The organism is Brevibacillus borstelensis (genome assembly GCF_003710865.1).
Lineage (GTDB): Bacteria > Bacillota > Bacilli > Brevibacillales > Brevibacillaceae > Brevibacillus > Brevibacillus borstelensis.
The window spans coordinates 258,222-280,693 of record NZ_RHHO01000017.1 but is presented as its reverse complement, the minus strand read 5'-3'; the positions used below and the strand labels follow the sequence as shown (position 1 = coordinate 280,693).

18 protein-coding genes and 1 other annotated feature are annotated in these 22,472 nt (G+C 52.9%); of the genes, 1 reads left to right on the top strand and 17 read right to left on the bottom strand.

Annotation, left to right across the window (positions count from 1 at the left end; all coding sequences use genetic code 11):
* Positions 1-16: 16 nt before the first annotated feature.
* From radC to EDM54_RS26970, 11 genes are all read right to left on the bottom strand, one after another.
* A complete protein-coding gene (gene radC / locus EDM54_RS10245; protein ID WP_003387621.1) occupies positions 17-715 on the bottom strand; it encodes a RadC family protein in 699 nt (232 codons plus the stop codon).
* A 98-nt stretch (positions 716-813) separates the two neighbouring features.
* Positions 814-1,398, bottom strand: coding sequence for a Maf family protein (locus EDM54_RS10240; protein ID WP_003387622.1), 585 nt, complete (start codon positions 1,396-1,398; stop codon positions 814-816).
* An 11-nt stretch (positions 1,399-1,409) separates the two neighbouring features.
* Positions 1,410-1,652, bottom strand: coding sequence for a DUF4321 domain-containing protein (locus EDM54_RS10235; RefSeq protein WP_003387623.1), 243 nt, complete (start codon positions 1,650-1,652; stop codon positions 1,410-1,412).
* A gap of 248 nt (positions 1,653-1,900) precedes the next feature.
* Positions 1,901-3,115, bottom strand: a complete 1,215-nt coding sequence (locus EDM54_RS10230) for a hypothetical protein (RefSeq protein WP_122958157.1) — start codon at positions 3,113-3,115, stop codon at positions 1,901-1,903.
* 82 nt (positions 3,116-3,197) lie between these two features.
* Positions 3,198-4,190: a ketoacyl-ACP synthase III gene (locus EDM54_RS10225; RefSeq protein WP_031932363.1), complete on the bottom strand. Its 993-nt coding sequence runs from the start codon at positions 4,188-4,190 to the stop codon at positions 3,198-3,200.
* 137 nt (positions 4,191-4,327) lie between these two features.
* Positions 4,328-5,710, bottom strand: coding sequence for a UDP-N-acetylmuramate--L-alanine ligase (gene murC / locus EDM54_RS10220; protein ID WP_003387626.1), 1,383 nt, complete (start codon positions 5,708-5,710; stop codon positions 4,328-4,330).
* A gap of 1 nt (position 5,711) precedes the next feature.
* Complete coding sequence (locus EDM54_RS10215) at positions 5,712-7,082, bottom strand: bifunctional folylpolyglutamate synthase/dihydrofolate synthase (protein WP_003387628.1); 1,371 nt, start codon at positions 7,080-7,082, stop codon at positions 5,712-5,714.
* A 43-nt stretch (positions 7,083-7,125) separates the two neighbouring features.
* Positions 7,126-9,801 carry a valine--tRNA ligase gene (locus EDM54_RS10210; RefSeq protein ID WP_122958156.1) on the bottom strand — a complete coding sequence of 892 codons (2,676 nt, stop codon included), beginning with the start codon at positions 9,799-9,801 and terminating at the stop codon, positions 7,126-7,128.
* Between the two features lie 38 nt (positions 9,802-9,839).
* Positions 9,840-10,093: a binding site (T-box leader), on the bottom strand.
* Positions 10,094-10,163: 70 nt separating this feature from the next.
* Complete coding sequence (locus EDM54_RS10205; RefSeq protein WP_003387630.1) at positions 10,164-10,469, bottom strand: STAS domain-containing protein; 306 nt, start codon at positions 10,467-10,469, stop codon at positions 10,164-10,166.
* 95 nt (positions 10,470-10,564) lie between these two features.
* Positions 10,565-11,794, bottom strand: a complete 1,230-nt coding sequence (locus EDM54_RS10200; RefSeq protein WP_024983982.1) for an ATP-binding protein — start codon at positions 11,792-11,794, stop codon at positions 10,565-10,567.
* Positions 11,791-13,896: a PP2C family protein-serine/threonine phosphatase gene (locus EDM54_RS26970; RefSeq protein ID WP_003387632.1), complete on the bottom strand. Its 2,106-nt coding sequence runs from the start codon at positions 13,894-13,896 to the stop codon at positions 11,791-11,793. The genes EDM54_RS10200 and EDM54_RS26970 overlap by 4 nt, the downstream gene beginning before the upstream one ends.
* A 186-nt stretch (positions 13,897-14,082) precedes the next feature.
* Here EDM54_RS26970 and EDM54_RS10190 point away from each other — a divergent pair, with 186 nt between their 5' ends.
* On the top strand, positions 14,083-14,262 hold the full coding sequence (locus EDM54_RS10190) for a YszA family small membrane protein (protein WP_003387633.1): 180 nt from the start codon (positions 14,083-14,085) through the stop codon (positions 14,260-14,262).
* Positions 14,263-14,316: 54 nt separating this feature from the next.
* Here the strand turns inward: EDM54_RS10190 and EDM54_RS10185 are convergent, their stop codons facing one another.
* The 6 genes from EDM54_RS10185 to hemE form a co-directional block, all read right to left on the bottom strand.
* Positions 14,317-15,312 carry a YutH/CotS family kinase-like spore coat protein gene (locus EDM54_RS10185; RefSeq protein WP_003387634.1) on the bottom strand — a complete coding sequence of 332 codons (996 nt, stop codon included), beginning with the start codon at positions 15,310-15,312 and terminating at the stop codon, positions 14,317-14,319.
* Complete coding sequence (locus tag EDM54_RS10180; protein ID WP_003387636.1) at positions 15,309-16,298, bottom strand: YutH/CotS family kinase-like spore coat protein; 990 nt, start codon at positions 16,296-16,298, stop codon at positions 15,309-15,311. The genes EDM54_RS10185 and EDM54_RS10180 overlap by 4 nt, the downstream gene beginning before the upstream one ends.
* 13 nt (positions 16,299-16,311) lie before the next feature.
* Entirely contained in the window at positions 16,312-18,162 is a 1,851-nt protein-coding gene (locus EDM54_RS10175) for a LysM peptidoglycan-binding domain-containing protein (RefSeq protein WP_024983984.1), read from the bottom strand.
* Positions 18,163-18,961: 799 nt separating this feature from the next.
* On the bottom strand, positions 18,962-20,386 hold the full coding sequence (gene hemY / locus EDM54_RS10170) for a protoporphyrinogen oxidase (RefSeq protein WP_122958155.1): 1,425 nt from the start codon (positions 20,384-20,386) through the stop codon (positions 18,962-18,964).
* Positions 20,387-20,389: 3 nt separating this feature from the next.
* Positions 20,390-21,331 (bottom strand): ferrochelatase, encoded by a 942-nt coding sequence (gene hemH, locus EDM54_RS10165; RefSeq protein ID WP_003387639.1) that lies wholly within the window; start codon positions 21,329-21,331, stop codon positions 20,390-20,392.
* Positions 21,332-21,347: 16 nt separating this feature from the next.
* Positions 21,348-22,385, bottom strand: coding sequence for a uroporphyrinogen decarboxylase (gene hemE, locus EDM54_RS10160; RefSeq protein WP_024983986.1), 1,038 nt, complete (start codon positions 22,383-22,385; stop codon positions 21,348-21,350).
* Between the last annotated feature and the right edge of the window lie 87 nt (positions 22,386-22,472).

The following is a 22,472-nucleotide window of genomic DNA, read 5'->3' as shown; positions in this document are numbered from 1 at the left end:
TAGCGAAACAGGGGGATTACAAATATCCCTGCTCCTTTAGGCTGACAAAGCTGCCGTCACCGATGATGATATGATCGAGCAATGAAATGCCGATCAGTTCACCGGCCTCCTGCAGTGTCCGCGTAACGGCAATATCCTCCCTGCTGGGTGTAGGATCGCCGCTCGGATGATTATGCAAGCAGATGACCGAAGCACTGCTGCGCCTGATCGCTTCTTTGAAGACTTCTCTGGGGTGCACGATCGAAGCGTCGAGACTCCCGACAAAAATAGTCTGTTTTCCGATCACGTGATTTTTTGTGTTTAGAAACAAGCAAACAAAATGCTCTTGGGTCAAGTGCCTCATTTCCGGAAGCATCAGCTTGGCGACGTCACGCGGCAAGCGAATCGTTGTGCGCTTTTCGGGGGAAGAAAGGGCAACCCTTCTGCCCAGCTCGAACGCAGCCTGCAATTCCACCGCCTTGACGGTGCCTACTCCCTTGATCCTTGTCAGCTCAGCATGAGAGGCTTGGGCCAATTCGCCGATGTCGCCGAAGGTGGCCAACAAGCGCTGCGCCAGTTGAAAAACCGTCTCTTGTTCTCTTCCCGTACGGAGCATAATGGCAATCAGCTCGGTGTCCGAAAGGTAAGCCGCTCCCTCCCGAAGCAGTCTTTCCCTTGGACGGTCATAGTAAGGGACGTTTTTCATGTGCATTTTGTTACACTCTTTTTGCGCCAATTTTTACCGCCTCCAGCTTCCATAGGAAGGTTGTGCGAGTAACGGCTGGCGATGAAGGCGTTTCAAGTGCTGTGTGGCCGTTGCCGCGTTTTCTTACGTTACAACAAGGAAATCCCGAAACGGGAAAGCATGTTGGCCGTCAGACAAAGAGGCAGGCCAACTACAGTAAAATAGTCGCCTGTAATGCTTTCTACCATGGTTGCACCTATACCTTGAATGGCGTAGGAACCAGCCTTGTCCATCGGTTCTTTGGTACGAATGTATGCGTGAATCTCGCGATCGGTCAGCGCTCGAAACCGCACTTGTGTCTTGCTGTGCTTTACTTCGGAGCGACCGGTTTCGGCATCGATCAGAGCAACCCCGCTGTATACGACGTGCTCCCGTCCTTGAAGAGAAGAAAGCATCTGAAACGCCTCCTCTTCGTCAGCAGGCTTGCCCAAAATGATGTCATCCAAAACCACAACCGTATCGGAGCCCAAGACAATACCCTTCTCTACTCTGTCTGCCACAGCCCTGGCTTTTCGGTATGCCAATTGTTCGACTACTTCGTGGGGGAGCAGCCCCTCCTGCGTGGATTCATCTACGTCACTGGTCATGACCGTGAAGTCGAAGCCCACTGTCTTCAAGAGTTCGCGACGGCGAGGAGATGAGGATGCCAAAATGAGAGATGTACTGGTTTTCATGTCGTCTCTACCTACTTCATTCTTCGATATATCCAGAACGCGAGGGCAAGCCCTCCAATACTAGCCAGATTTAGTTTTACCTGAAGGTTCAAGTCGTACTTCAAAATTTCTAAATCGGCTGCTGGTGACCATGTTATCTCTTTGCTCTTCGTCAGAAAAGGGACCCATGGCCCCAAAACTTCTCCCAGGATGCTTCCACATAACAACCCGGAAATTAAAAGAAAAACAAGTGTAAGCGTTTCTTTCCCCTTCATCAATTCTCCACTCCCTTTTTAGCAAGGGAATCTATTTTTGCCAACCATAAGTGTAGCAAATGGGACCACTCGAAACAATCCCTGATTGCTCCTGGTACTTACTGTATAAAAAGAAAAGACTTCCAGCAAGAATATATGCCGCAAGTCCCGTGTCCATTTGTCTATCTTTTGATGTTTTATGTCGGAGCAATAATCTGCCGCAAAGGGAGCGTCATGAGGCGTATGAGCGATAAGCAGGCTTCGTTAGGCTAGCTGTTTTTTTGAAGCTGGGCTACCCAGTCGGAATAGGATTCCCAGAAGGAGAGCACGCCAGTCTGTACTTGCCAGGCATATGATTCTGCGCTGGCCTGTTTCTTTGCCGCCGCTGCTTCTGCCATTTTCCCCTGTGCGGTCATCGCCTGATTAATCCCGTTCACCATGCCGTTGATCATGGGCTGCCATTGCTCAGAGGTCTGCAGCAATCGACTCTCCTCCAAAAACTGACGGTGCTGCTCTTTTAGCTGAGCCTCCTCTTCCTTTGACAAAGGCGGCTGGGCCGTGCTGACAACCGCACCGGATTGAAGAGACAGGGTCTTGGCTATTTTCCATCCGTTCTGCAAAAACCCGTTTACATCCGGCAGCTTCTCGCCAGTTGTCGCCGCTTGCAGGGAGACTGCCTTGTCAATTCCCGGGAAGGTCATTTCCTTTACATACACATCGATGCCCTTTTGCTTCAATATGCTGGCAAAGCCCAGTACAGCATCCCTGTTGGGAGAACCTGCTGCAAACAAGTACTGCTTATCGCTCCCTTTGTACAGAAGATGCGGAAGTCCCGCATCCTTGAGCGGCATGACTACGTCCTCTCTTGGCACGTCAGGCTGAAATGCACCGGCCTGAGCGACAAACAGCTTTTCATCGGGCAGCTTCAATTTTACCTCTTGTCCCGGGGCCTGTGTCTGGGATGAGACGGGCTTCGTCAAAGCTGCTCCCGGGTCTGTCGCTGATTTCGGCTCCGGCTCCTGTGCAGTCAATGTATGAACGGTATCGCTCAAAACGGCTTGGTACGATTGCGTTACCTGCTCCTGGTTGAATACAGTCAAAACCAGCAAGCCAAACAGCAAGCCGATGGCTACTGCTCCTCCTGTGCTCAGCAAGGTTTTCGCCCACCCTTGATCACGCACCCAATCTGGCACAATGATGGGCCTTCTGCCACCTGGAGTGTGGTGCTCATTTCCACCTTCATCCACTGGCAGAATCACGTCTTGTCGCGGCTCTTTCGGCTCCGTCTGCGACGTGGCGCGAAGCTGGGCCAGCCGTGACCAAGCATCCTCGTTTCGGACCGGCTTTGCCACAGGCGCCTGGCTTTGAACCGAATTCCAACGCATCGGCTGCTCTGCTTTTTTCTCCTTTTCCGCTCTCTTTCCGTTCCACCGCTCCCCGTTCAGCCTCACCGTAACCTTGCTCTTGTCTCTTTCCCCGTTCACGATAAACGCCTCCTCCACCCAGGCTACTTTGTATCAGCATACGTCTGGGAGGGACAGGTTATGACTCTCGGGGCGGACGTGTTTACGGGTTCCAGGAAAGCAGCAGCCCGGCGTGCACCAGCCCTCCGCCGAAGCCGTACAGCAAAAGCGTATCTCCCGGTTTCACCCGCCCGTCCCGGATGCCCAGATGCAAGGCTAGCGGGATCGTCGCTGCAGAAGTATTGCCATAATATTTCAGGCTGTAGAGCGTCTTTTCCATCGGAAACCCGCTCTTCTCACAAATCGACTCGATCATCCGCAAATTGGCACTGTGCGGGATAAACCAATCCACATCATCCAGGCTTTTGCCTGCCTTCTCCACGACAGCCTGCATTCCTTTGGGAACGGTGGTTACGGCCCATTTGTACACCTCTCTGCCGTTTTGCACGATCAAGCCGTTCCCGGCAAGCTCGTGGTCACCCATCCGGCTAGACAGCCCTGATCGATAGACGTGAATGCCCCCTTCTCCTTTTGCCCCCACGTTTGCGGAGAGGAACGAACCGTGGCCCGGGGCCGCTTCCACCAGCATAGCGCCCGCACCATCCCCAAACAGAATGCAGGTGGTGCGATCCGTGTAGTCTGTAACTTTCGACATCGTTTCTGCTGCCACGACAAGGATGCGGCGGTGCAAACCCGCGCTGATCATGCCATCAGCCAGATGCAGGGCATAAGTAAACCCGGCACATGTCGCATTCAGGTCGAGCGCTCCCGCATGAGTCATCCCGAAATGAGCCTGCAGTTTGCTCGCTACACTGGGAAACGGATAATCCGGCGTCGTCGTCGACACCAGGACCAGATCGACATCGGAGACGTCCTTGCCCCAGGTCTGCATCAGGTTTTCTACCGCAGCAATCGCCAAATCGCTCGTGTATTGATCTTCCGCTGCAATTCTTCGCTCATGGATTCCTGTGCGCTGCACAATCCATTCATTGGATGTATCCACCATTTCCTCCAGATCGGAATTGGTCATAATCCGCTGAGGCACATACGTCCCGATTGCCGTTATTCTCGCTGAGGATTTTCTTTCCAAAGACATATTGCAGCCACCCCTTTATCACTTAGTATTAGTACCTGGTACTAATTATATGGATTTTTGCTCCTTTTGACAAGAAAAAAAGCCCGGACTGTCGTCCAGGCTCCCATACATATCTGTCTTGCTTTCATTTGCACGCGTTATTTCACCAGTTTTTCCGCCAGCCAGTGCGCCGACTTCCAGATGTCCCCGGCACCCATTGTCAGCACGAGGTCGCCCGGTTTGAGCGATCGCGCGAGATGATCCTGCACGAGCTCCTTGGTCGGAATGTACTGGGCGCGCGGATGGCTGTTGGTGCGGATTTTTTCAACCAGCACCTCTGCCGTGACGCCTTCGATCCGCGCTTCTCCCGCAGGTGAATAGATGTCTGTAATAATGACTTCATCTGCTTCCCCGAAGGCTTTGCTAAACTCATCCATCAAAAAGTACGTTCGGGTATAGCGCTGCGGCTGAAACACCGCAATTACGCGACGGCCCGATGCCCGCGCGCCATTCAAGGTCGCCATAATCTCTGTCGGATGATGGGCGTAGTCATCTACCACCAAAATGTCCTGTGCATCCCCGATGATCTGGAAACGCCTTTTGGCTCCGCTGAATGAGGTAAAGGCGGCTGCGATCTGTTCAAACGCAAGACCAGCCTCGAGGCATACGACAACTGCCGCCAATGCGTTGGCGATGTTGTGTTTACCCGGCACAAACAGCACGAGCTCTCCCAGCAAGACATCCTTGCGGTAAATTTTGCAGTTGGTCCGCCTGTCTCCGCAAACGATCTCCCTGGCACTGAAATCTGCCTGATCCACATATGCAGGCTGAATGGAGTACGTGATTGCCTCTCCCGTCATGTCTGCCATCAGTTCCCGGATATGCGGGTCATCCAAACAGAGGACAGCCTTTCCTCCCGGCTTCAAGTGGCTCAGGAATTTGGCGTAGGCACGCTTCAGGTTGGCAAAATCGCCGTCAAAATGCTCCAGATGATCCGGTTCGATATTGGTTACAACTTCATAAACCGGCCGGTATTCCAGAAATGAGCCATCGCTTTCATCGGCTTCGGCAATGACGAGGTCGCTTTTGCCTGCTTTCGCGTTGGTTCCTGCGCTCATCAGCTCGCCGCCAATGATGAACGTCGGATCAACACCGCATTCCTCGAGCACATGGGCAATCATCGAGGTCGTCGTCGTTTTACCGTGTGCGCCAGCTACAGCCACACCCGTACGCTCATTCAAAATACTGGCCAGCATTTGGGAACGGTGCAAAACCGGAATCCCTCTTTCCGCCGCCGCAACCACCTCCGGATTGTCCGGGGAGATGCTGGTGGAATATACAACCTTATCGCATCCTGCAACGTGACTGGCGTCGTGTCCAATATGCACGACAGCCCCACGCTGTACTAGTTTTTTGGCCAAGTCGTTCATTGCGACATCGGAGCCGGTTACCTTGTAGCCAAGGTCGATCAAGACGCGGGCGATGGCGCTCATGCCATATCCGCCTATGCCCACAAAGTGGACGTGTTGGGCCTGATCCACCCTATTCACCTGCCTCTTCTACAGTAGTGGGAAAGAATGTGCGCACTTGGGCGATGAAATAGAGCGAACCGCAGACAACCAACCAGTCGTCGCCGTTTGCTGCTCGGTTGTCCTTCACCCAAGAAGCGAGAAACTGGCGCCAATCGGAGACAATATCCAAGCGTGCAGCTTCCCAGCCTCCCGCAAGAAATGCCTCTTGCAATTGACCAGTCTCCGCGGCGCGGGGGAAGTCAAACTTCGTCAGTCGAACGGTTTCTACGTTTGTCTGCAATCCTCTCAGCGCTTCGGCCATCCTTTTCAGCGGCTTATCCGCCAACCCGGAGAACAGCAAATGCAGCCGGGTATTTGGCGTCGTCAACCGGTTCAAGCTGGCAACCAGCGCCTCGATTCCTTCCTGATTGTGAGCCCCATCCAACATGACCATTGGTCTTGGCGAGACTACCTCTAGACGCCCAGGCCAGCGAGTTTGTTGCAGTCCGCGCACAATTTCTTCTTCCTCCAGGAGATAAGACAGGTAATTGCGCAGAACGTCGATGGTCATCAGCGATACCGCGGCGTTTTCTGCCTGATGGGGGCCATTCATTGCCAGCCGGTATTCTGACTCGGCCCGCCGGAAAATGCTCCGGTAGCGGATCTGTTGTTCACCGATCCGCTCCTGCAGCTGCTCTGCATCAAAATGGGAACCGATGCGATACAGCGTACTTCGCGACCTGTCTGCGGCCTCCTGCAGGACCGCGAGCACTTCTGCCCGCCTTTCACCAGTGATGACGGGTACCCCCGGCTTGATGATCCCCGCCTTTTCCCGGGCAATCTCGGGAAGGCTGTTTCCGAGTACGTCCATGTGATCCATGCCTATGTTCGTAATGACGGTTGCGATCGGGAAAACGACATTGGTCGAGTCCAGTCGTCCGCCCAAGCCCGTTTCCCAGACCACGACTGCCGGTCTTGTCACGTTGGCAAAATAGAGGATGGCAATGAGTGTAATCACTTCAAATTCGGTAGGAGAGCCAAATCCTGATTCTGCTTCGCAGCGCTCCACAAGAACCCTTGCCTGTTCCACCAATTCGACCAAATCGGCTTGCGGAATCATCGCCCCGTTGTATCGAATCCTTTCCCGGAAATCGATCAGGTACGGGGAAGTGAACATCCCTACACTGTATCCGGCCTCCATCAGCATATGGCTCAGATAAGAGCAGGTAGAGCCTTTCCCGTTCGTACCGGCGACGTGAATAAAAGCAAGCCGTCTCTCGGGATTCCCCAATTGCCCCAGCATCCACTGCATTCTTTCCAGTCCCGGCTTTTGGCCAAACCGAAGCAGTCCGTGCAGCCAGTCTAGCGCTTTTGTGTATCCTTCCAATCCTTCAGCATTCATGCCGCATTGCTCCATTCTCAAAAATATGCGAAGGTACGGCGGTTCATTCGCCTTTTAGCTCAGATAGGCGGGCCATTACTTTCTCGCGTTTTTCCATGTAACCGGCCATCTTCGCCCGTTCCTCTTCGACTACTTTTTCCGGAGCCTTAGCCATGAAGCCCGGATTGTTCAGCTTTTTCTCGATTCGCTCGACTTCTCCGTGCAGCGTCGCCAGTTCTTTTTCCAGACGCTTCACTTCTTGGTCCAGATCAATCAATCCCGCCAGCGGCAAGAAAAGCTCCGCGCCTGACACGACTGCGGACATCGCTTTGTCCGGTGTCTTTAGCTGCTCGCTGATCTCCAGGCGCTCCGGATTGCAGAAACGGACCAGGTACTCTTCACCGCGTTGGAGACGTTCCAGCGTGAGAGAATCGCCCGGCTTGATCAAGAGCTCGATTTTCTTGGACATCGGCACATTCACTTCGGCCCGGATGTTGCGGACACTGCGAATGACTTCCACGAGCAGATTCATTTCTGCCTCTGCGTCCGGGAAAATCAATTGCTCATTTACTGTCGGCCAGGCTGCAACCGTGATGCTTTCTCCCTGATGCGGCAGTGCTTGCCAAATTTCCTCGGTCATGTAAGGCATGAACGGATGCAAGAGACGCAAGGTCTGATCGAGTACAGTGACCAGGACGGATTGGGTCGTCTTTTTCGCTGCCTCGTCATTGCCGTACAGCGGCAGCTTCGCCATTTCGATGTACCAGTCGCAAAGGTCATCCCAGATGAAGTTGTACAGGACGCGGCCAGCTTCGCCGAATTCAAACGCATCCATGAGACGGGTAACGTCTTTGATCGTCGCCTGCAGGCGGGACAGAACCCATTTGTCCGGTGTGGACAGGTTTCCACTAAGATCGATGTCCTCGTAGCCAAACCCTGTCAGATTCATCAAAGCAAAGCGGGACGCATTCCAAATTTTGTTGGCGAAGTTGCGGTTCGCCTCTACTTTTTCCCAGTAGAAACGCTGGTCGTTACCCGGCGAATTTCCCGTTGCGAGCGTAAAGCGCAGGGCGTCCGCTCCGTACTTCTCGATTACTTCCATCGGGTCAACCCCGTTGCCCAGCGACTTGGACATTTTCCGTCCTTCGGAGTCCCGAATAATGCCGTGAATCAAAACGGTGTCAAACGGATTTTTACCGGTAAATTCGAGTCCGCTGAAAATCATCCGCGCTACCCAGAAGAAGATGATATCGTAGCCGGTAACCAGTACATTGGTCGGATAGAAGTACTTCATATCCTCTGTCTCTTCCGGCCAGCCCAGCGTCGAGAATGGCCAGAGGGCCGAGGAGAACCAGGTGTCGAGAACGTCCTGATCCTGCACTAGCTGATGGCTGTGGCAGTGCGGGCACTCACCTGCATCTTCGCGGGAAACGATGGTCTCGCTGCAATCCTGGCAGTACCAGGCCGGAATCCGGTGGCCCCACCAGAGCTGGCGGGAGATGCACCAATCGCGGATATTCTCGATCCAGCGCAGGTAGTTTGTCTTGAAGCGCTCCGGCACGAATTTGACACTGTCCTCGCTGTACGCGTTGGCAATCGCCGCATCTGCCAGAGGCTGCATTTTGACAAACCACTGGGTGGACAGATACGGTTCAACGACGGCATCGCTGCGTTCACTGTGTCCAACCTGATGGATGTGCTCCTCGATCTTGAACATGACGCCTTGTTCGGTCAAGTCCTTGATGATTTGCTTGCGGCACTCAAAACGGTCCAGCCCTTTATAGCCAGCCGCATTTTCGTTCATCGTCCCTGATTCGTCCATGACGACGATTTGCGGAAGCTGATGTCTTTGACCGAGCTCAAAGTCGTTCGGGTCATGGGCCGGTGTAATTTTTACGGCACCGGAACCAAACTCAGGGTCTACATAGTCATCTGCCACGATCGGAATTTCCCGGCCAACGATCGGCAGAATGACGGTTTTGCCGATCAGATGCTTGTAACGCTCGTCTTCGGGATGAACGGCTACTGCCGTATCACCAAGCATGGTTTCCGGACGCGTCGTCGCCACTTCGATGTAGCCGCTTCCGTCTGCCAATGGGTAGCGCATGTGATGCAGGGCGCCCTTTACTTCTTTATAGATGACCTCGATATCGGACAGGGCCGTGCGGGCAGCAGGGTCCCAGTTGATAATCCGATTGCCGCGGTAAATGAGTCCTTTTTCATACAGACGTACAAATACCTCGCGAACGGCACGGGAAAGTCCTTCGTCCATCGTAAAGCGCTCGCGCGAGTAATCAAGGGCAAGACCGAGCTTTTCCCACTGCTCGCGAATATGCTCGGCGTAGATGTGCTTCCATTCCCACACCTTCTCGAGGAATTTTTCACGTCCCAGATCGTGACGGGAGATGCCTTCCTCGCGCAGCGTCGCTTCTACACGAGCTTGCGTCGCGATACCGGCGTGGTCCATTCCCGGCAAAAACAGCGCACTGTATCCCTGCATGCGCTTGGTTCGGGTGATGATGTCCTGCAGTGTCGTGTCCAGGGCATGGCCCAGGTGCAGCTTTCCCGTTACGTTTGGCGGCGGGATAACGATTGTAAACGGACGTTTCTGGGGGTCTCTCTCTGCTTTGAAAAAGCCTTTTTCGATCCAGTACGGATACCATTTGGATTCGGCTGCCTTTGGATCGTAGTTTTTCGGCAGCAGCTGATCAATGTCATTGGTCGCTTGTTGATTCGACATGGCAATGCCTCCTTAAGAAAATAAAAAAACCTTCCATCCCAAAGGACGAAAGGATTGTTTCGCGGTACCACCTTTGTTAATGCAAGCCTTCGCATCCATTGCCGAAGTGCCGCATTCACTCTGACAAGATAACGGTTGTTAGCCGGTCGCGGCTACAGCACAAAATATGTGCATTCACCGAAACAACTCCCGGGCGACCTTCGACCAATCCCTTCCTTAGAGAATCTCGCAGCTACTGATTCTCCTCTCTGCCAAGGCGTCCTGGTCTACTCTTCCCGTTCACAGCAATCACTTTGTTTCATTTCATGTCAATCGTATTATATACAATCCAGGTGCAGCCCGTCAAACCCGGTTTCACCTGGCTAATTCACGGTGATTCCGAGCGCTTCCGCAAATCCAAGGACGTGCAGGATGTCCATTATTTCTTCGCGTACATTGATGATCTCTACCCGCTTTCCCAAAGCGAGCAAATCTTTCGTCGTAAAAAACAGATTGCCGATGCCGGAAGAATCGACGAACGTCACATCCCGAAAATCAACCGTAACCGAGCCGTTTCTTTCTCCGTATTCGCGCAATAGATTGCCGACCTTGTCACCTACAGCCATGTCCAATTCACCGGCAAAGTAAAGGGTAGCCTGTCCGTTCGTTTCTGTTGCCTGGAAGTCCATGCACACATACTCCTCTCACGCTTTCATTCTTTATTTATGTAACGAATTACCCCGTTATCAAGTTACCCAAGTTTTTCTATTTCCAAACATCGGAATTAACCGATCATACACTCTAAAATCAACCTCGTACCAGATGGAGAGGTGCCCAGACATACCCGGTCGCAAAACTGGAGCATGGCGTGAAAGCCAACCCCCAGCGAATGCTTGCTCGAGTAGCCTTGTCGCAGTGTCGCTCTCGGCAGCTCCTCCAGGAGAATTCCGTTCCCGTGATCATGTACAATGACACGTACTGTATTTTCCGCAGATGCGAGGTGGATGGTCACGGTCCCGCCGGTGCCATGCTTCAACGTATTCGTCGCCGCTTCATTGACAGCCACGACATACTGGAACTTCCGCTTTTCCTCTACCTGGAGCGCATCCATGATCCGCCTGCACTCCGTTCTGAGGAATGCCAGGTCTTCCGCCGACTGGATCAACACCGTTGCCAGCTTCAGTCCGTCTTCGGCCAGTACCGTCAACTCCGCATCTGTCAATAAAACAAGCTTGTCCTGGGTGACTGCCCCCAAGACCTGCTTGTACATGTCCCATTCTTTTTGCTGGCGCCGACGCTCTTCGGCAATGGCCTCTGTCACATCGATCAACGCCAGTCCACAGGTCTGATCCGGCAGAGGGGAGGCATACATTTCGTACATCTTGCTGCCATCGGACGAGACCAGCTGCTCCCTTACAGAAGTGCCGCTCTTTATGGCCTCTAGAGCTACTCGCCTCATGTCCCCTTCCATCAATTCTTCTGTCCGCTGGGCTCCAATCGGTCTTATGTCTCCATTCTCCATTACGTACAAGTAAATGCTCTGCACCTGACGCAAGATAGAGAGCTTTTGCAGCTCTTCCTTGATGAGGCGGTGCCGTTCATCCTCTGGCTCTTTCAACTCGGCCAGCATGTCTGTCGGTTGCTTTTCCGCACTATGATGCCATTGCAGGAATTCCTCCATGAGCAATCGCCCCAAAACCTCTTCCCGGCGAAGCACTTTTTCGATATCCAGCACATAGTAGGGAACATCGTGAATTCCTTGGAAAGCGTTCCCAATAATCCGGAAGTCGGACGCCAATTCTACTTCGACCCGATCTGACAGCTTTTGTTCATGACAGAACAGACCGATTGCGGTCCGGCAGATAGCGCGGAGTTCAGCCGATGCGACTTCGCCGGAATCCAGCTTCACCCTGACTGTGCGGGCAGGTATCACTTTTTGTCCTGCTCCTGCCCGCAATGCAGCTAGACAGTTCTGACACGCAGGATTCTGCGGGCACTCCTCACACAACATCATCGTTTCCTTTCCTCCTGTTCCGTACCTGATTGAAACCGCAGGATTAACAGGGATATATCATCGGACTGCAGACCCTCTTTCGTCCTCGCCCAGACATAGTTCTCCACCAACGCAATACTGTCGGTTTCACCCGACCGCTTTTCCTCGCTTAGCAAGCTCGAAAATCCTTTCAACCACGTTTGCAAGCATTGCTGGGAGTCTTTTCTGCTCATCTCCAGCAAACCGTCTGTATAGGCTAGCAGCATGCCGTCTTGGTCCAGGGGTACTTCGTCTGAAACGTAGACGCTATTCGGGAGCAACCCCAGACCCAGGCCGCCGCTGCATGGAAGGAGCCTTGCCCCGGAGCCGTCCAATATGAACGGCTGCGGGTGCCCGGCACGACTGATCGATAATGTGTGGTCTACCGAATCGTAGACTGCGATCAGCATCGTAATAAACGAGCGTGTTTTGCTCAAATCTTCGTAGAGCAATTTGTTCAGTTGATGCAAAATCAGTTCAGGTTTCCAATAGGTTTGCGTCACGGCCCGGACAGCGCTGCGGATTCCTGTCGTCATCAGGCTGGCTGGCAGGCCGTGGCCCGAAACGTCGGCCACCACAAAGCAAGTAAAGCGCTCATCGAGCATCAGGTAGTCCACATAATCTCCGCCCACATAGGTATAAGGGAGGAACACAGCCTTGGCTTGAAGACCGGGCAGGACAAGCCGTTCTCGGGGAATCAGCAAAAACTGGATTTTTTGCGCCAGTTCCATCTCCTGCTCCATCAAGCGCAGCTCCAGCAGCTGATTTTCCTGCAAGCATCTGAGGATCAGTCCGCGCACGTTTACGACCAGCAATTGAAAAAAGGATTGCTCCAGTTCAAGTTCTTCCACGCTCTCTGTAGTGCTTTTCGCCAGCATGACTACATACCTGGGTGCCAGCGGCGTATCCCTCTGTTCATCTACCACAATTTGTTCCGATATGTCTCTCTGGATATAGGGATGGTTGGGATCTCCCCTGACCACTTCATAATAAACTACACCTTCCTGCGATTCCAGAGAAATGCGCAAGTAAACGAGGTTGTCCATTTTGGAAAACCAGGCATCCACCAGCTCTTCGATCACCTGCTGCAGATTTTCATAGCTGACCTCGCGCAAGCTTTGTTCATTGCTAGCCAGCAAAATTTTTTCATAGGTTTGCTTGATGGCAAGGATTTGCGAGAGTTGATCATTCTTTCGTTGAATCTGATCCATATGTTCGGTAAATTTTTTCTCCAGACTGCTTGCTGTGTCCATCATCTGACGGACCAAGGATTGATTCCAACCTTTTGTCAGGAATAATCTGAAAACAGTGATAAGGGCACCAATTCCAATCCCGATTATATGGATGCGGGAATCGGGCCAGGTAAACATCGCGACTACCTCTACAAACAGCAATACCTGCATGGAATTCGAGTCAAGAAAGCTGAACCTCAACTGTTCATGCAAATAGCCATATTCGTTCATCAGTCGCCCTTTTGAAGGGTTGCGTGGAAAACGAATGTGAGCCCACAGCAAGATGCCAAGCGACAGTGAACCCATGATCATAAAAAGCGCCGTGGGCATGATCGGTTGAAACATGACAGCCACCGTAAACAGCAAAGTCGCAACCAACAATTTCGATTCTTTTTCTTGTTTACCGTGTACCAGCCCGTTTGCCAGAAAAACGGTTGTCCACGGAGCCAGCAGCAGAATGCCGCTCAGGATGTGCAGCAGGACAATCATCATACCCGCATCCTCTTGGTACAGCCATGAGCAAAGGGCCATCGCGCCGTAAACCGCTACAAATGCCATTGCATCCAGAATACTCTTCCACCGGTCATAGTAGATATGCGGCGCCAATGGGTACGCATGTATAGACATGAGAAAAAACAGGTAATACAGCATATCAAAGGGGAGGCTTAGTTGCTGGATGAGAATGTCGGGATGGTTTACCATCAGATGTGACAATCCCCAGGCGATCAAGCCGGCACCTTGTAAAAACGAAAGGTCGTACCAACGCTTTATCGATACCAATTGACGGGAGAGAAGCATGATGTATACGCCTGCCCCTATGCCGCTCGCGTAAAGCAACGCTTTCCATACCATTACGGATCACCTTTTTGCATTTGCATGTCTCTGCTACCCCTCTGCATTCTGTTCCCCGGTAAGGGCAGGTCCAAACGTCGGTTTTTTCATTATACAGCATCCGGCTCCGTTTCGAGCAGGGGGTTTCGAGAAAGGAGACACTGGCCTTTCGTCTTGTGCATATACTGGAGCTGAGAGGTGATCGCGATGTCTCGCTGGAAATACCACCCCACTTACTTGCGGATCAAATTCGGCTGCAGGCAAATTCTCCTTCCGTTGATTGTGTTTCAATTTATTCGCACGATATTCGTTCCTACATCCTTTGATGTCATCCTGCTGGGACTGCTGGCTATCCTGTACGTCGCCATTCTTCTTGAATGGCTCTGATAGCTGGTGCATGTACGCAAAAAAACGCCCCACCTGGTGAGACGTCTTTTGTGTCTAAAAAGCTTGCTGCACCCAGCGTTGCAGGCGTATCAAACGGTCCATATCCTTCTCCAGTCGTTTGACCGCGTACAATTCGCTCCACTCATTTTTCTCGCTGTAATAGGTACTGATATCTCGCATGATTCTTTCCGGATAAGTCAGAAAAGCGGCAAGCAAATTCGTTTCTTCCGGCCGCAGCGGAAAGATCTCTGAATAGTGCCGGTAAAGCTGACTGGCACCCGCCTCATCTCCGGCCAGGTAAAAATACGTCCGGTAGAACATGGCCAAGTCTCGGGTCGGGGTATCGAACACAGCCCGGTCAAAGTTCAGCATCCGTACTTTTCCGTTACGATCAGGCAAAAAGTGGGCTGGCTGTGGCGAACCGTGGATGAACGACAAGCGAAAATGAGCATGAGTCCGATGCCTTTCACGCCAGTCCCGCAGCAAGCCGATCGCACTTTGAGCCATCTCCTTGACGTAAGCGTGGTTGGCCAAAAAAACGACATCGAACGGGGAAGGATAGAGACGATGTCCTGCCGCCTCAGCCGCTCTTTCCGTCATATGCAGCATCGAGTCCCACCTGCGGAGCAAGGAATCGATCAATGGCTCCACTTGTCTCGGATCATCGAAACGAAAGTTCTGGGTCAGGTGATGAAGCTCTGCCAGGCGCTCTACAGCTGGCTTCGCCCAGGCTAACGGCTCTTCCTCCCACTTCTCTGCCCCCGGTTGCCAGGCGGTTAGATAATACGTATCTTCACCATGCAGAACATACGGTTCGTCGTATTTTGTATGAAAAAATGGGACAGCCCCATCCCACCCCTTTTGCTCCAGGTGACGGAGAACTCCGCTGACCAAATGCAAGCGCTGGGGAGCGGCTTGTGTCCTTTTGCAAATAAACGATCCATACGGAGTGATCGCTTTGTACACATTCGGGGCCTTCACCACGTCAACGGTCTGTGCGAACATGTCATATTCCTGAAACAGCGGAAAGATATCGTCAAAGCGACTCATGCTTTTGACTCACTCCTCGTTTCCTCGGCCCGTTCGGCTATATATTTCAAGAGCTGATCAACCATCTGCTGGCGGTTGACAGCCTGCTCGATTCGCGCCAAACGCGCCTCTCCCGGCTCGCGATACACCTCAATGCTAGACTGCACCATATGCGATATTTCCTCTGGATAGGCCATGAAAGCCAACAGGAGCGTGTAGTCGGTTTGACCAAGCGGCCGAATTTCCTCGTAACCACTTAAAAACGCTTCGATCAGTGACAAATCCTCGTGGCGGACAAACAGATCTCTCAGGTACCCGGCTGTATCCCGCTGAGCGACCGATAAAACCGGCTGGAAAAAACCGCGCAAAAACAGCTTGTCGTTTACCAGCCCCCAATTGTCCGGGCGCAAAGTGCCGTGGGAGACAAAGAGCTCTTTCTGATCGATCCTGGTACTCAAAAGCATGTCGGTGCAGCGCTCCATTCTCTCCAAAAGGGGCGGAAATAGCCAGCTATAAAAACGATGATCCCTGCCTGATTGTCTGCCGCGATAACGGAGAGATTCCCAAAAATCTTTTACCCTTCTCGTTGTCGCAGCCATTCTCGCCTGTTCTCGTTCCCAAAAATCGGCGGGGTGAAAGATACTGCCGTCCCGCTGGGATTCATGCATCATCGCAACGATCTTGCCGCATTGACGCATGGTATCCGTTCCCAGTGGTATCGATTCGATGCGGCGAAGATGATCTGTGAGCGTAATTCCGCGTTGGCCTACCACCAAATACGGCTTTGAATCCTTCGTCCGAATAAATCTCTCCAAATCGCGGAAACCTTGGCGAACCATTCGTTCACGCCATGCAAACGACCAACGCATGATGTCTACCCGTGGCCATATGCGCAGCTCTTTCGGACCGCGGTTTGTCTCCAACAGATGGCAATCGTTCAGCGGGGTGATGTGGATTACCCTTGCCCGATACCGTTGACACACTTCGGACAGATTGATTTTCTCCACGGCCCCCCGCTCCTCACTGTGGAATATAGAGTATTTGCCCGGCCACGATCTGGTCTGAACGCAGGTTGTTTACCTCCAGAATCCGAGACTGAGGAATGGCATAACGCTGACAGATCGTTTCCAGCGTCTCGTCGCGTTGAATGATGCACAACTTTAGCCGGCTTTGCTTTTCCTCTTTGCTGCGGACAAAGGAAGTGAGATTGTGCATCGTCTCGATCGAAGCCGAATCTGCTTCAAAGGAACCTTTTCGCGACGCCTGTGAAGAAGACTCTTCTTCCATTTTGGCCTCTTGCTGCACCCGGGTCGCTTGCGAAAAGATCGACGTGAGATTTACCTTGCCGCCTTCTTCACGCGCCGGTTTGCCCGATATCGCTACACGCACTTCCTTCTCTTCCACTGCCTCCTGAGGCTGCTGGGCAATGACCTCTACCGCCTCCTCGTCTGCTGTCTCCTGTGCTGCTGCTTCTACAGCGGCTTCATCCGCATCCGCTGTGGCCGGCTCAGCTTGCGCTTCCTCCCTGCTTTCATCGGAGACTCCCGTCGCGACGGTTTCTTCTTGCACAGCCTCCGGTTGGGTGCGAGGAGTCTCGGTCGACTGTGAGTCTGCCACCTCCCGCAACTCCAAAGGCGGTGCGGGCAGCGTCTCTTCGGATTGCTTTTCCGGTCGGGAATGAACCGGTTCAGCCGCCTGTGACTCTGCCACTTTGCCCACTTCCAAGGACGGCTCGGGAGCTATATCCCCGAATTTTCTTTCCGGTTGGAAGCGAACCGGTTGGGCCGCCTGCGACTCTGCCACCTTCCGCAGCTCCAAGGACGGCTCGGAAGCCGTTTCCTCGGATTGCCTCTCGACATGCGATACGAACTTCTTCTCGGGGGCCATCCCTTCGTAGAGCGCCGGATTCGCTTCAGGCTCATTCCATGACACCTGTTCGATAGAGGGGCTGCTATCGCGATCGGAGCCTTTTCCTTGTTCTTTGACCGTGAGCGCCTCGGTTACATCCCCAAATCCTAGACTTTCATTTTCTGTCCGGTTTGAAGTCCCCTTGTGCTGAGAAGCTTCAAACATCGCTGCAAACCCGCTCGGGCTTTGCTGTGCGGCTGGGGTCTGTTGCATCGCGTGGGTCTGTTGCATCGCGTGGGTCTGTTGCACCCCGTGGGTCTGTTGCACTGCGTGGGTCTGTTGCACTGCGTGAGTCTGCTGTGCTTCCTCCAGCGGGATTTGCCGATGCAATTCACTTTCCAGCTCCGCCAGCTTCCGCTCGATGTCCTCTAGCGAGATAGGCTGTGCAAGTTCTTCTGACTGATCTTGCGAAGCATGGGCAAATTGCCACTCTCCGCTAGAGGGAACTTCTCCATAGGAGACTGGTTCAGGATTGCCCGCAGGTTGTCCTGTCTGATAATTGGTCTCGGCAAACTTGATGCCCGCGATTTTCAGATCAGCCTCTATCATCACCTGATGGGGAGAATCAAGCTGGTAATCAAAGCTGTCGACAACTGCGTAAATATCCTCTATTTCAGCGATTCGATTCAAAGGAATCGTGATGTTTAGCGGAATCCTGTGGTGCAGTTGTTCCTCCTGGCCGTACAGCTGCCCGTCTGACCCGCCCGGCCGAAAAGGTGAAAAGGTCACCGCCTCAACCAAGGATTCCGTACCGCCTCCAGCTGTCTCAGAGGTGTCCTTGATCGGCTTGTATTTCCCGAATAATTGCAGGCAACCGGTGATGGAGATCGCTGACTCTGTTTCCAGCACCTCGACATCAGGAAACAACTCCAATTCTCTCCACTCGTCTATTCCGGCTTTATCCGATGAGAGGAAAATGGTTTCCTTGATGGCAAACGAAAGCAGTCCATCCTGTAGCGCCATCCGTGCTCCTCCTTTCAAGTGCAGGACATTTCTTTACACTATATGGGGCAGACGAGCCTTTTAGCACCGGAAAATTGGGTTTGGAAGAAGTCGCCTTGATTTTCAACCGAGAGTAGTAGGCAGTTACGTTGGAATAACCCCCCGTTTAAAGCTGCTGTAGCGGAGAGAAGCCTGTTTCCATTCTCCGCTCCGGTCTACGCTCCGCATGGAAGCGAACACTGTCCGCTCCGCAATGCTCCCGAGGGAATCGCAAAACGGCGCGCAGCTTTGAAGTGTAGTCATAGGTTGCGATTCTGTTTCCTCGGGATCATTGCGGAGCTGGGTGGGACTTCGCTAGTCGCTCCGACTGGAAACAGGCTTCTCTGGCGATCTGATCTGCTTCTGCGAGCTTTACAAAGCATGTGGGAGGGTTCAGGTTGTCTGTAGTTTTTCGCAGCCTTTATCAGTAGCTGTAGAGATGAAAAAGGAGAAAACGGCGAAGGTCTTTGGGACACTACCCAGGCGGAATGGAAAAAGCAAAACACGTTTTCAGCGTCCAACTCTGAGACGCTGCCCTGAGCAGACTGCTTTTGGACGCGGTTTTGCTTTTGGAATGGAGCCGGACAGTACAGCCCCCAGCAGTGTCCCACCGAACCTGTAGCCGTTTTCTCCTTTTTCATCTCCTCCACCAAAGCCTGTCCAACCGCTAAAATAGAAAAGCTGCGGCGGAAGAAAATCTCGATTCTTCGTCATAAGGAGCAAGGGCAGCACTTATCAGAACCAATCCGAGGGAATCGTACAACGTAAAAAAACCAGGGTATCAGCTCCCTGGTTTTTGCGTCCAATATTCCAATAATTCCTGTACAGTCTGTTTTGCCTGGTCAATACAGTCCGGCACCCCGACACCTCCGTAGGAACCGCCGGTCAGCCATACACCGGGCAGATGCTCCTTCATCTTGGCGGTGGCCCCTTTGAGCCATTGCTTGTGACCAACCAAGTACGGCAAGCCCCTGTTCCAACGGGTAACCTTGTAAAATTCGGGATGGTCATCGATCTGCATGACTTTCTGGAGATCGCGGACGACCACGTCGACGATTTCTTCATCAGAACGGTCTACAATCTCTTCGGCGCCCGGCTTGCCCACGTAGCAGCGTACAAGCGCCTTGCCTTTCGGCGTCGTATGCGGCCACTTTCGCTGAGTCCACGTGCACGCCGTGATCGTAAACTTTTCCTTGCGAGGGACGACAAAGCCTGTCCCTTCTTTATCGATCCTTACGCCTTGCTCGGGATAGGCGAGAGCGACTGTCGCCATAATCGTAGGCTTGGCGCCGCTGATCGGCGGTATATCGACATGCTCCTTGACAACTTCCCTGGCCAAATGATGAGGGATCGCTAAAATAACAGCGTCGGTATCAAAAACCTCACCATGAGCCAGTTCGACGCTATATCCGTCCTGGCGCTTTTCCAAGCGCTTGACAGCCGTGCTTTTCCGGACCGAGTCAGCAGGCAGCAGTTCTTCCAGTCGATCAGCGAGTGATTGCAAGCCGCTGGTCAAGCTCACGAACATTCCCTTTGACTTTGGCTGTCCCTCGGACTGTTTGCTCTGCTTAGGGCGAGAATTCCTCATCGCCATAATGAGGCTGCGGTGCTTCTGTTCCATCTGGGCGTATTGCGGAAAGGTGGAGAGAAGACTCAATTTGTCGATATCGCCACCGTAAACGCCGGAGATCAAAGGCTCGATTACATTCTCGATGACTTCATCTCCAAGCCGGCGACGGAAAAAATTCCCAACGGACTCGTCTTCGCCAGTTTGCGCCCCCGGCAATATCAAATCTACCGCCGCTCTGAGCTTGCCCAACGGAGAGATAAGCGGTGTCATGGCAAAAGGCATCAGCTTGGTCGGTACACCCATCACGGCTCCCTCCGGAATCGTGTACAAACCGTTTTTATGCAGAATATACGCCTGACCCGCGTTGTTGTTTACCAGCCGATCACCCAGGCCGACATCTTTGATGAGCTCGGTTGCGCTCGTTTTTCGTTCCAAAAAGGAGTCTGCTCCCAGCTCAATGGTAAATCCCTCGTGCTTCCAGGTCTGAACCTTCCCGCCGGTCCTGTCGCTTGCTTCCAGCAATGTGAACCGGACTGGCAATCCTTGTTCCCGCGTCCATTTCTGCAGGTAGTAGGCAGCCGTAAGTCCAGTCATACCGCCGCCTACGATCGTGACATGCAGCTGTTTTTCGCTCATTTGCTATTTCCCCATTGCCGGCAGCTTTTTCCCGATTACATCAGCCAGACAGGAGATAAAAGCAGGTCTGGCATTCGGCATCGGGGGCCGGTAGTAATTGGCTCCGAGTTCATCGGTTACCGCTTTGCATTCGATGTCATTGTCGTAGAGCACTTCCAGATGCTCTGCGACGAAGCCGACCGGGCAGTACACGAAGGTTTGGTATCCATGAGCGTTGTGCAGGTCGCGGGTCAAATCCTGCACGTCCGGTCCGAGCCATGGCTCGGGTGTATTGCCTGCACTCTGCCAGCCGATAGCGTAGTGCGAAATGCCCGCTTCTTTTGCGATCAATGCAGCCGTTTCCTCCAGCTGATGGGGATACGGATCACCCGATTGGAGGATTTTTTCCGGGAGACTGTGGGCAGAGAAAATCACCACGGCTTTGTCTCGTTGCGCTTCCGGCATCGATCTGAACGTATCCTTGATCGCATCGCTCCAATAGGAAATAAACCCGGGCTCCGTATACCAGCTCTCCACTGAATGGATTTCAGGGCCGCCGATGCTCGCTGCGTGTTCCTTTGCCCTGCCATTGTATTCTTTTACACTGTAGCTGGAATAGTGGGGAGCCAGCACCAAGCTGATCGCCTTTTCGATGCCATCGCGATGCATTGCCTCGACTGCATCCTCCACGAAAGGAGCGATGTGCTTTAGACCAAGATAGCCGACAAATTCCTTATCCGGAAAACGGCGGTTCATCTCCTGTTCAAGCTGGCGTACCTGCTCGTCCGTAATTTCGGCAAAGCGATTGACGCCACCCACCGCTTCATAGCGGGCTGTCAGATCGTCCAGCAATTCCTGCGAAGGCTTGCGGCCCCGGCGAATATGCGTGTAATAGGGTTCAATCTCTTCCTTCTTGCGCGGTGTTCCGTACGCCATCAGGAGTAATCCGATCTTTTGCTTGGACATAAGTTGCACCTCCGTATTACGCGTTCCGGCGATAACTGTGAATGAAGCTGGTCAGCTTTTGCAAGGTTTCTACTTTGGCGTCTGGGAACACTCCATGACCCAGGTTAAAGATATAGCCGGGCTGCTGCGTGCCCTCGTCAAGTATTTCCTTTGCTTTCGCCTCCAATTTTTCCCAAGGAGCCAAAAGCAGTGTAGGATCCAGATTTCCTTGCAAGGTTTTGGTGACGCCCAGCTCACGCGCTTTTGTGATCGAAGTCCGCCAGTCGAGGCCGACCACATCGACCGGCAGCTTGTTCCACTCCTCAAGCAGGTGACCACAGCCTACGCCGAAATAGATTGTCGGCACGCCCGTCTCCCGCAGCGACAGCAAGATGCGGTTCATGACCGGAGCGATAAATGTCCGGTAGTCTTCATCGTTCAGGGCGCCTACCCAGGAGTCAAATACTTGGACAGCTTGCGCGCCTGCGGCAATTTGCGCTTTCAGATATGTAATGGTCAACGTGCCCAGCTTCTCCATCAGCTTTTCCCAAGCTGCCGGCTGCGTGTACATGAACGATTTGGTTTTGTGATAATGCTTGGAAGGACCTCCCTCGATCATGTAGCTGGCAAGGGTAAACGGAGCTCCTGCAAAACCGATCAGCGGTACAGAGAGCTGCTGGCGCAAAATTTTGATCGCTTCCATGATGTATGGCACGTGCGTATCCGGGTCGAGCTCGCCCAGGCGATGGACATCTTCGAGCGATCCAATCGGGTTGGCAATGACAGGTCCGATCCCCGATTCAATGTTTACATCGACCCCGATCGGCTTGAGTGGAGTCATAATGTCAGCAAAAAGAATCGCAGCATCCACCCCGAGCTGCTCAACCGGCAGACGGGTTACTTCCGCGCAAACTTCGGGTATATAGTTCATTTCAAAAAATGTGTGCTTGGCACGGATAGCCCGGTATTCGGGTTGATAACGCCCCGCCTGGCGCATGTACCATACCGGCACATGATCTGTCGGTTCCTGGCGACAAGCTTTTAAAAACGTATCGTTAAACGGTTTTGCAGTCATGAATAAACCTCGCTTTACACGGTAATATTCCTTATCCTTATGATACCACTCGGCAATCGACAAAAAATGCATTGATTGTGTCAAAAT